Here is a 9,205-nt window from a genome sequence, read left to right as displayed (position 1 = left end):
TATCTGCTTTCGGGAGGTGAGTACGCTTATCGCCCCACGGACCCCACTCGCGAGCATGGCCGCCGAGTCCCCGCGGTCGCCCTCCCCGCTGTCGTGGGCAGTCACGCCCGAGACGAACCGGTGGGTCCACCTGCTCGCCTACGGGCTGTACGCGCCGCTGGGCGCGATCGCGCTCGTGCTCGCCGTCGGTGGTGTCGCGTTCTCGCTCGTCGCGGTCCGGAACGGCTCGATCGGACTGGTTCTCCTGCTCGGCGTCGCGGTGATCGTGGCGCTGGCCCGACCGCCGGTGCTGGCGGCGATCCTGGACGACGAGGTTGACACGTCGTCGGGGTACGACGGCTGGCAGCCGAGTTGGCGGGGCGTACTCGCGGCGTCGGTGCTGTGTGGCGCCGCGATACTGGCCGCCTCGCTACACTCGCGGGTGGCGATGGGCGCCGTCGCCGTCGCGAGCTTCGCGGCGGGGCTGCTCGCGATGACGCTCACGACCGAGGCGACGATCGACGAGGATCTCCGGCTGGAGACACAGTACACCGCGGTGGATCTGCGGACGCTCTCCGGCGTCCGGTCGGTCGACATCGGGGACGCGACGATCGTCTGGCTCGCGTACGCCCGCGGCGCCGACGGGTTCCGGAACCCCCGCGTGCTCGCAGTCCCGCGCGAACGGGCGGCCGAGGTGCGCGAGCGACTCGATGCCGGCGTCGCCGCCGATCCCGACGCCGACCCGATCGGCCGCGTGGAGCGGGTCGTCGTCGCGCTGTTCGGCCTCGGCGTGCTCGCGACGGCGCCGGGGTTCTGGCTGTTGATCGGCGACGCCGGCGCGGACGAGACACTGGTGTTGCTCTACCCCGTCGCGCTCTCGCTGGTGTTCGCCGGACCGATGCTCTGGTACGCGTGGAAGGGGTGACCGCGGGGTACCGCGCGGTCGGGGCGGCGACAACCTCCGTCCGCAGCGATATACGGCGCCGGGCCGAACGGGGGACGAACCAGACACCATGTCCACCGACACAGACCGGCTGCCGGCGGCGACACGTATCGGCCGAACCGCGCTCCGCGTCGACGATCTCGGGGAGATGGTCGCGTTCTACCGGGACGTAGTGGGGTTCCGGACGCTCGCCGAATCGTCGTCGCGGGCAGTTCTCGGCGTCGCGGACACGCCGCTGCTCGTGCTCGAAGCGGACGCCGAAGCGGCCGCTCGCCCGGCGGAGAGCGCCGGACTCTACCACAACGCGTTCCGGGTTCCCTCGCGCGCGGCGCTTGGCGACGCGCTGGGCCGGGTTCGAGAGCAGTGGGAGCTCACCGGCGCGTCGGACCACCGCGTCAGCGAGGCGCTGTACCTCTCGGACCCGGAGGGGAACGGCGTCGAGATCTACCGCGACTTCCCGCGCGAGGAGTGGCCCCACAGCGACGACGGCCGCGTCCGGATGGGGACGGAGCCGCTCGACCTCGAGGCCGTAGCCAGCGCCGCGGCGGGGGAGTTGGCGCTGCCCGCGGGAACGGACGTGGGCCACGTCCACCTCGAGGTGTGCTCGCTCGAGGCGTTCACCGACTTCGCCGTCGACACGGTCGGCTTCGAGCCCCAGACGACGCTGCCGTCGGCGCGGTTCGTCTCCGCGGGTGGGTACCACCACCATCTCGGCGCGAACACGTGGCACCGTCGCACCGAACCGGCGTCCGGCGCCGGGCTGGCGTGGTTCGAGGTCGTGGTTCCGGACGACGGCGCGCTCGACGCGCTCCGGGACCGACTCGCGGCGAACGGGGACGAGCCGACGGCGGTCGACGGCGGCGTCGCCGTCACGGGGCCGGACGACATCGAGCTCCGGTTCCGTGCGGAGTGATCGCCGGGGACGAGACCGTGAGATGCCGCCACACGGCCGATCGTGCCGTTTTTGAGGCTCGGCGGGGTAGCAGTGGTAACTGATGATCTCGAAGGGCTGTGAACAGTGCGCCAAGGGCGGCAAGATGGTGATGTTCGTCTACGGCTACTGTGACCAGCGGGACTGTTTCTACTGTCCCCTCGGCGAGAACCGCAAGAACGTCGAGCAGGTGTACGCCAACGAGCGGCCCGTCGAGAGCGACGAGGACGTGCTCACCGAGGCCAAGCGCATGGACGCGCTGGGCTCCTCCATCACCGGCGGGGAGCCCCAGGAGGTGCTGGAGCGGACCTGCCACTACATCGAACTGCTGAAAGACGAGTTCGGCGAGGACCACCACATCCACCTCTACACCGGGATCCCGGGCGGCCGGGAGAACATGCGCCGACTCGCCGAAGCCGGACTCGACGAGATCCGCTTCCACCCGCCGCTCGAACTCTGGGGCGACATGCACGGCACCGAGTGGGAGGAGATCCTCTACATCGCCCGCGAGGAGGGGCTGACGCCGGCGTTCGAGATCCCGGGCATCCGGCCCGAGCCGGAGTTCATGGAGCTCATCGACGAGGGCGCCGCCGAGTTCTGTAACGTCAACGAGTTCGAGATGTCCGACGGGAACTACCGCCGGATGCAGGAGGAGGGGTTCGAGCGCAAGGAGGGCCACATGAGCGCCGTCGAGGACAGCCGCGGCGACATCCTCGACGTGATGGGCGACCACGAGAAGGTGTACTTCTGCACCTCGGTGTTCAAAGACGCCGCCCAGCACCGCCGCCGGCTGAAGCGGATGGCCAAGAACGTGCGCCGGGAGTTCGACGAGGTCACCGACGACGGGACGCTCGTCTACGGCAAGAGCTACGCCGACCCCGAGCGCTTCGAGGCGCTGGGCGTGCCCGAGGAGTTCTACACCGTGAAGTCCGACCACGTCGAGGTGGCGTGGTGGCTGCTGGAGGAGATGATCGACGACGGCGACGTTGAGGAGGGGGAGATCGTCGAGCAGTACCCCAACTACGACGGGACCGTGGTCGAGCGGACGCCGTTGGCTTGATCTTCTGCAGTGTTGATTCGCCGACCGCGCGAGCGCAGTGAGCGCGGGCCGACGAGCGAACGTAGTGAGCGAGGAGGCTTTTGGTCGAGCTTTTGCCAGGGAGGCGCCGAAGGCGCCGACCGCAGCAAAAGGTCGGAGTGGACCGTGGTCGAGCGGACGCCGTTGGCGTAGCTCAGTTCTGTTCTTCCGGTGGTTCGAGGTACGTCCACAGTCCCTCGGCCACTTCCCGAACGAACGCCTCCCGGAGCCGTCCCTGCCGTCGGACGATCGCCGCGTCCTTCGGTGACATCACCGCCCACGGCGACGCAAAGCTCCGCCGCGGCATCCCACCCTCTACCCAGTCGTCGTCGGTGATTTCGATTCCCTCGTCATGCGGCGTCGTCGTGAGCGTGACCGTGAGGTACTCTTCGCCACCGAACGGGTGCGAACCGTTGTTCAGGATCAACCACGGGCGAGGGTTCTCCTCGGACTTGAACGGGTCTGGCCCCCAGACGACATCCCCACGCTGGTAGCTCACTCGTCGCCCTCGCTGTTGTCCTCCTCGACCGCGTGCTCCAGCCACTCGGCCATGTCCTCCTCGCCGAGACGCTCGTTCGCCGCGCGGGTGCTCTCGGAGACGCCCGCGTACGCCGCGACGGCGTCGTCGTCGCCGAGCGCCCAGTAGTTCCCCTTATGACGGACGAGGTCGCGGTCTTCGAGGCGGGAAAGCACGACGCTGATACTCCCCGCTTTCACCTCCGTCGCGTCACGGATCTCGCTCTGGGTGAACGCCTTGTCGGGGTTCGCGCTGAGGAAGCGCATGACCCGTTCGGCGTTCGTCTCCCCGCCGCTCCGGAGTCGATCGTCCGAGGAGGACTCGAACGTCTCGATGTCGATGGGCATACGTATTCGTTGTCGTGGAACGTATTGGATGTATCGCCTGTATATTTCTGTACTGAAGGAATGAGGAATAGGTGTAACTGTCCGTTCCTCGGTCTTGACGAGAGCAACACCGGCAGCATCTCGTTCGTAGCACACTTGCGACCGCAGGGCGCCGGACAGAGAGTCCGGCACGGCACCGAATCCCCACCCCTCCCCCCGCGGGCGCGACCGTCGCGCCCGCGAGGCGTCCACCGCACCGCCGCCGCGGTGGCGCGCGACGTGAGCGCGTCCCTGCGCGAACGAGCGCGCGAGGGATGAGCGAACGAAGTGAGCGAATCGGTTGGGGAGGTCCGTGGGCGGTGCTGGCGGGTGGGACTGAAAGGGGCTGTCCGCTCCGGGAAGCCCGACGATGTAAGCACTGCAGCGTAGCGAAGCGCGCAGCGAGTCGCGCGACCGGAGCGGACAGGGGCTTTCACAGCGTTGGGCGCCCTGATTCGGGCAGTCGAAGGACAACAACGACGACCACAACCTCAATCAGCAAATCCAGCCCAGCAATGTCTACCCAACCCCACAAAGTCCCAACACCCCACCCATCGCTCGTAAACCGTTAAGTGCTCACCGCCGAGACACCGAACCATGACCGGGGACCCCGACGGCATGCTCTCGTGGGACGAGTCCGTGTTCCGCGACGAGTCCGTCTTCGAAGTCGACTACGTCCCCGAGACGTTCGAACACCGCGAGAGCCAGCTCGAGAGCCTGAAGTACGCGCTCCGGCCCGCGGTGCGGGGCTCCCGCCCGCTCAACACCGTGATCCGCGGCCCGCCCGGCACGGGGAAAACCACCGCGGTCCAGAAGCTGTTCGGCGAGCTCGGCGTCGAAGCCCCCAGCGTCCGCACCGTCCGGGTGAACTGCCAGGTCGACTCCACGCGGTACGCGGTGTTCTCGCGGCTGTTCCAGAGCGTGTTCGACTACGAGCCACCCTCCTCCGGCGTCTCGTTCAAGAAGCTGTTCGAGCAGGTGACCGATCGCCTGGTCGAGGAGGAGGAGGTGCTTATCGTCGCGCTCGACGACGTGAACTACCTGTTCTACGAGAACGAGGCCTCCGACACGATGTACTCGCTCCTCCGGGCCCACGAGACCCACGCCGGCGCGCGCATCGGCGTCGTCGTCGTCTCCTCGGACCTCTCGCTGTCGGTGATGGACGAGCTCGACTCCCGCGTCCAGAGCGTGTTCCGGCCCGAAGACATCTACTTCCCCCCCTACGACGCCCCCGAGATCGTGGACATCCTCCGGGAACGCGTCGAGCGGGGGTTCCACGACGGCGTGCTCTCGGCGCCGGAGCTCGACCGCGTCGCCGAACTCACCGCCGAGAGCGGCGACCTCCGCGTCGGGATCGACCTGCTGCGGCGCGCCGGGCTGAACGCCGAGATGCGGGGCTCCCGAACCATCTCCGATGAGGACATCGAGGAGGCGTACGAGCGCTCGAAGTACGTCCACCTCGCGCGCAGCCTCCGGGAGCTCTCCGACTCCGAACGCGCGCTGGTCCGGGTCGTCGCCGAGCACGGCGGCGAGCAGGCCGGCGACGTGTACGAGGCGTTCCACGAGGAGACCGACCTGGGCTACACGCGCTACTCCGAGATCGTGAAGAAGCTCGAACAGCTCGGGGTGCTCGAGACCGAGTACGCCGACGTGGAGGGCCGCGGGCGCTCGCGCTCGCTCTCGCTGGCGTACGAGCCCGAGGCGGTGCTCGACCGGCTGGAGTGATGCGCCTCCGCCACGTCACGCTTTCGACCGCCGATCCCGACGCCCTCCGCCCGTTCTACGCCGAGACGCTCGGCCTGCCAGTCAGCGACACCGTCGAGGGGTTCGTCGTCGCCGTCGGCGCGTCCGCGATGGAGTTCCGGCGGGCGTCGGCCGGCGAAACCCCGACCTACCACGTCGCGTTCTCCGTCCCGGGCGACAGCGGGGACGCCGCCGCGGCGTGGCTGGACGCCCGCGCCGACCTGCTGGCCGACGACGGCCGGACGCAGTTCCGCTACGAGTACCTCGACGCCACGGCCGTCTACGCCGCCGACCCCGCCGGAAACGTGCTCGAACTCCTCGCCCGCGGCGGACGTGCGGGACCGAACGAGGGCGACGGGTTCGGCCCCGATTCGCTGCTCGATATCGGGGAGATCGGTGTCGTCGTCGACGACGTACCCACAGCCGCCGCGGCGCTCGCGGACGTGTTCGACGTGGACGGTTCGCCGGACGACGAGTTCGCGTACCTCGACGACGAGGACGGCGCGTTCGTGCTCGCGGCGCCGGGGCGGGACTGGTTCCCGACGGCGCAGCCGGCAGTACCGGCGCCGCTGACGGTTGTCGCGGCCGGTGGCAGGGGGACCGTCTCGTTCGACGGCGGCCGGGTCACGGTCGTGGGGATCGACGGCTGAGCCGGGGCGCCGCGCCGACGCGCCTTTGCTCCCCCCGATCCAACGGCGGCGCATGAAGCAGACCGGCGGCGACGATGACGCGAAGCGGCGGGCGGGCGAGTCGGCTGCCGACATCCCCGAGGACGGCGACGTGGTCGGGCTCGGGACGGGCAGCACCGCCGCTCACGCCATCCGCGCGCTGGGTCGGCGCGTCGACGCCGGGCTCGACGTTCGGGGGATCCCGACATCGTTCCAGTCGCGCGAACTCGCCCGGGAGGTCGGGATCCCGCTGACGGATCTGGACGAAGCCAGCCCGGACGTGGCGATCGACGGTGCCGACGAGGTAGCGGCTGACGGCGCGCTGATCAAGGGAGGCGGCGCGGCCCACGCCCGAGAGAAACTGGTCGACAGCGCCGCCGACCGGTTCGTGGTCGTCGCCGATCCCACGAAGGAGTCGGAGCAGCTCTCCCACCCCGTTCCAGTCGAAATCCTCCCCGACGCCCGGGGGCCGGTCGCCGACGCCGTCCGCTCGGCCGACGGCGACCCCGAGCTCCGGGCCGCCGAGCGAAAGGACGGCCCCGTCGTCACCGACAACGGGAACCTCGTGCTCGACTGTGCGTTCGGCAGGATCGACGACCCGAACGGGCTGGCGCGGACGCTGTCGGCAACGCCCGGCGTCGTCGAACACGGGCTGTTCGTCGACCTGGTCGACGAACTCCATACCGGCAGCGACGACGGGGTCGAGATCAGCACCTACTGAGCGATCGCGGGCGACGCCGCTACGGGACTAGCTCGCGAAAAACGGGAACCGAACGGCTGCTACCGGATTTAAAGGTCGCGCGGCTGGACCGTCTTCCGGTCGTTCTCCTCGGCTCGGCGGGCGGCGTCGTCGAGCAGTTCCTCGACTTCCTCGTCCAGGGCGTCGTAGAAGTCCGAAGCGACGTTCTTCTCATCGAGGTACTCCTTGACGGCGGCCTTGACGATAAGGTTGGACATGTGCGTCCCATGCTACTGGACCCCTCTTAATAAGATTTCCCAAATCGACCGAAGGGGACCCGCCAGGCCGTGAAATCAGCACATTTAGGTGTGACGGTCCGCCAGTCGACTAGGGCGCTCGTCGCTCGGGCTTGCCGGGTGGGAGACAGGCGTACGCCGACGGCGAAATCGGCGGAACGAGCCCGGAACCGTTCGTTTCACGGCAGAGCGGCGAGAATAGCCATAAACCTATTGGCCCGTGGGTGGCGTACCCCCAACTGCCGGTACCGGTGGATACCGGTGAACCGATGTCACGCTGTGACCACTGCGGGTCACACGTCTCCGAGCGCTTCGCACGCGTGTTCGCGGACGAGGAAGGTCGGCTCGACGCCTGCCCCTCGTGTGCTGCGAACGCCGGTATCGCGGAAGTCGCCCGGGACCGGACCCGTACCGAAACCCACTGACGGGGTATCGCCACACGACTGCCACGTTCCCGGCGTGGTGCGGCGCCGCGCCGGCTCCCGATCCACATCCACTTTTGCACCGCGCCGGACCGGACCGCTTAGGCGTTCGGCCGCGCTTCTCCCACCGTGCACTACGTCTACGTCCTCTCGTGTGCGGACGACACGCTGTACACGGGTTACACCACCGACGTGGCCCGGCGTGTCGCCGAACACGACGCCGGCGAGGGGGCGAAGTACACCCGCGGGCGTACGCCGGTCGAGCTCGTCCACGTCGAGTCGTTCGAGACGAAGTCGGCGGCGATGTCCCGCGAGTACGAGATCAAACAGCGCTCCCGAGCCGAGAAGGAACGGCTGGTCGAGTCGTCGCCGACCCCGGAGCTGGAGTAGGGTTCCGCCACCCACTCTAAAAAGGGGACCCGCAGGCGGTTCGATCCTACCAGTCCGGTTCGTCCTCGATGCGGATGAACTCGGGTGCACGCTCGGCGTAGGTGCCGACGCGGTAGCCGAGTTTGCAGGTCCGGGCACGGAGGTCGTCGTCGACGAACACGTACTCGGCGCCGGCACCGATCTCGTCGGGAGCCGGCTCCTGGGTCCGCTCCCTGAATCGACTACTTGCGCTGCGCAACCCGACCTGCGTGGGGAGCACCCAGCCGTGGACGCCGCGAACCGTGCTGCGCATGTCGTTGAGCGTGTCGGCGATCGTGCCGCCGCCGGCCGTGACCAGCAGCCCCACCACCGTCTCCTCGTACTCGTCGAACCCACAGTAGTCGTGGAAGTTCCGGAACGCCGCGGAGTAGGAGCTGTGGTAGACGGGCGTCCCGAGCAGCACGCCGTCGGCCGCGCGGACGCGCGCGAGCAACTCCTCGGCCTCGCCGGCGTCGGCGGTGTCGCGGTCGGGGTCGTACAGCGGCAGGTCGACGGCCCCGAGGTCGATCAGATCGGTCTCGACGCCGGCGGTCTCGGCGGCGTCGAGGGCGTACTGGAGGGCGGCCTTCGTGTAGCTCCCGTCGCGCAGGCTGGCGCTGACGGCGACGACTCGAGTCATGCGAACGCGTTCCACGGCTCGGCAGAAAAGGCGGTCGGAACGCGCGCGCTCACTCCCCGTCGGGGGTGAAGATATCCTCGATCCGACAGTCGAACTGCGCCGCGAGCCGGAACGCGAGATCCAGTCGGGGGTTGTAGCGGCCGGCCTCGATCGCCCCGATCGTCTGGCGGGAGACGCCGACCGCCGCCGCGAGCTCCTGCTGTGTCAGGTCGCGGCGGGCCCGCCTGACCGCGAGATCGTTCTCCATCGTCAGATCGTTCGCGTGTAGTAGAGCCCGGTGACGACGTAGACGAGAAAACCCAACGACACGACGGCGAGTTCGAACTGCACCGCCCCGAGCGCGCCGAGCCCCTCCGTGACCACCCGACGCACGACGGCGAAGATCAGTAACGCCGACACGGCGACGAAGGCGTTCAGCCCCGCCCGCCGCCCGATCTCCCGCGTTCGTTCGTCCTCGGGACCGATGAGTTCGACCATCGAGTCAAGTTTCCTTTCTACAGTGGTAAAGAAGTTTTCCACGGCGCGGCTGGGGGGCG

Annotated in this window: 14 protein-coding genes; 8 read left to right on the top strand and 6 right to left on the bottom strand. The window is 68.8% G+C overall.

What is annotated here, in order from left to right:
• The first annotated feature begins 55 nt into the window (after window positions 1-55).
• From B4589_RS10740 to B4589_RS10730, 3 genes are all read left to right on the top strand, one after another.
• Window positions 56-904 (top strand): hypothetical protein, encoded by an 849-nt coding sequence (locus B4589_RS10740; RefSeq protein WP_079234269.1) that lies wholly within the window; start codon window positions 56-58, stop codon window positions 902-904.
• A gap of 88 nt (window positions 905-992) precedes the next feature.
• Window positions 993-1,835: a VOC family protein gene (locus tag B4589_RS10735; RefSeq protein WP_079234268.1), complete on the top strand. Its 843-nt coding sequence runs from the start codon at window positions 993-995 to the stop codon at window positions 1,833-1,835.
• A gap of 82 nt (window positions 1,836-1,917) precedes the next feature.
• Window positions 1,918-2,913 carry a radical SAM protein gene (locus B4589_RS10730; protein ID WP_079234267.1) on the top strand — a complete coding sequence of 332 codons (996 nt, stop codon included), beginning with the start codon at window positions 1,918-1,920 and terminating at the stop codon, window positions 2,911-2,913.
• Window positions 2,914-3,085: 172 nt separating this feature from the next.
• On the opposite strand, the gene B4589_RS10725 is transcribed toward B4589_RS10730, so the two are convergent.
• Both B4589_RS10725 and B4589_RS10720 read right to left on the bottom strand, forming a co-directional pair.
• Window positions 3,086-3,430: a hypothetical protein gene (locus B4589_RS10725; protein WP_079234266.1), complete on the bottom strand. Its 345-nt coding sequence runs from the start codon at window positions 3,428-3,430 to the stop codon at window positions 3,086-3,088.
• On the bottom strand, window positions 3,427-3,795 hold the full coding sequence (locus B4589_RS10720; protein WP_079234265.1) for a helix-turn-helix domain-containing protein: 369 nt from the start codon (window positions 3,793-3,795) through the stop codon (window positions 3,427-3,429). Before B4589_RS10720 ends, B4589_RS10725 begins: the two co-directional genes overlap by 4 nt.
• A 615-nt stretch (window positions 3,796-4,410) precedes the next feature.
• On the opposite strand from B4589_RS10720, the gene B4589_RS10715 reads away from it, so the two are divergent.
• Genes B4589_RS10715 through rpiA form a run of 3 tightly spaced genes read left to right on the top strand, consistent with a single transcriptional unit; the run spans window position 4,411 to window position 6,945 of the window.
• On the top strand, window positions 4,411-5,538 hold the full coding sequence (locus tag B4589_RS10715) for an ORC1-type DNA replication protein (RefSeq protein WP_079234264.1): 1,128 nt from the start codon (window positions 4,411-4,413) through the stop codon (window positions 5,536-5,538).
• Window positions 5,538-6,206, top strand: coding sequence for a VOC family protein (locus B4589_RS10710; protein WP_079234263.1), 669 nt, complete (start codon window positions 5,538-5,540; stop codon window positions 6,204-6,206). Before B4589_RS10715 ends, B4589_RS10710 begins: the two co-directional genes overlap by 1 nt.
• 52 nt (window positions 6,207-6,258) lie before the next feature.
• Window positions 6,259-6,945, top strand: coding sequence for a ribose-5-phosphate isomerase RpiA (rpiA, locus tag B4589_RS10705; protein ID WP_079234262.1), 687 nt, complete (start codon window positions 6,259-6,261; stop codon window positions 6,943-6,945).
• Between the two features lie 68 nt (window positions 6,946-7,013).
• Here the strand turns inward: rpiA and B4589_RS10700 are convergent, their stop codons facing one another.
• On the bottom strand, window positions 7,014-7,181 hold the full coding sequence (locus B4589_RS10700; RefSeq protein WP_053946871.1) for a DUF1931 family protein: 168 nt from the start codon (window positions 7,179-7,181) through the stop codon (window positions 7,014-7,016).
• Between the two features lie 287 nt (window positions 7,182-7,468).
• Here B4589_RS10700 and B4589_RS10695 point away from each other — a divergent pair, with 287 nt between their 5' ends.
• The gene (locus B4589_RS10695; protein ID WP_176330522.1) at window positions 7,469-7,624 is read left to right on the top strand and encodes a hypothetical protein; all 156 of its coding nucleotides are present in this window, start codon (window positions 7,469-7,471) and stop codon (window positions 7,622-7,624) included.
• A 126-nt stretch (window positions 7,625-7,750) separates the two neighbouring features.
• The gene (locus B4589_RS10690; RefSeq protein ID WP_079234260.1) at window positions 7,751-8,011 is read left to right on the top strand and encodes a GIY-YIG nuclease family protein; all 261 of its coding nucleotides are present in this window, start codon (window positions 7,751-7,753) and stop codon (window positions 8,009-8,011) included.
• Window positions 8,012-8,057: 46 nt separating this feature from the next.
• Here the strand turns inward: B4589_RS10690 and B4589_RS10685 are convergent, their stop codons facing one another.
• The 3 genes from B4589_RS10685 to B4589_RS10675 are packed head-to-tail and all read right to left on the bottom strand — an operon-like array spanning window position 8,058 to window position 9,146.
• Window positions 8,058-8,669: an NADPH-dependent FMN reductase gene (locus tag B4589_RS10685; RefSeq protein ID WP_079234259.1), complete on the bottom strand. Its 612-nt coding sequence runs from the start codon at window positions 8,667-8,669 to the stop codon at window positions 8,058-8,060.
• 49 nt (window positions 8,670-8,718) lie between these two features.
• The gene (locus B4589_RS10680; protein WP_079234258.1) at window positions 8,719-8,916 is read right to left on the bottom strand and encodes a helix-turn-helix transcriptional regulator; all 198 of its coding nucleotides are present in this window, start codon (window positions 8,914-8,916) and stop codon (window positions 8,719-8,721) included.
• Between the two features lie 2 nt (window positions 8,917-8,918).
• Window positions 8,919-9,146 (bottom strand): hypothetical protein, encoded by a 228-nt coding sequence (locus B4589_RS10675; protein ID WP_079234257.1) that lies wholly within the window; start codon window positions 9,144-9,146, stop codon window positions 8,919-8,921.
• Between the last annotated feature and the right edge of the window lie 59 nt (window positions 9,147-9,205).

The sequence above is a fragment of the Halolamina sp. CBA1230 genome, from assembly GCF_002025255.2.
Taxonomy (GTDB): domain Archaea; phylum Halobacteriota; class Halobacteria; order Halobacteriales; family Haloferacaceae; genus Halolamina.
The sequence above is the reverse complement of the archived record's forward strand: the minus strand, read 5'-3'. Positions and strand labels throughout refer to the sequence as shown.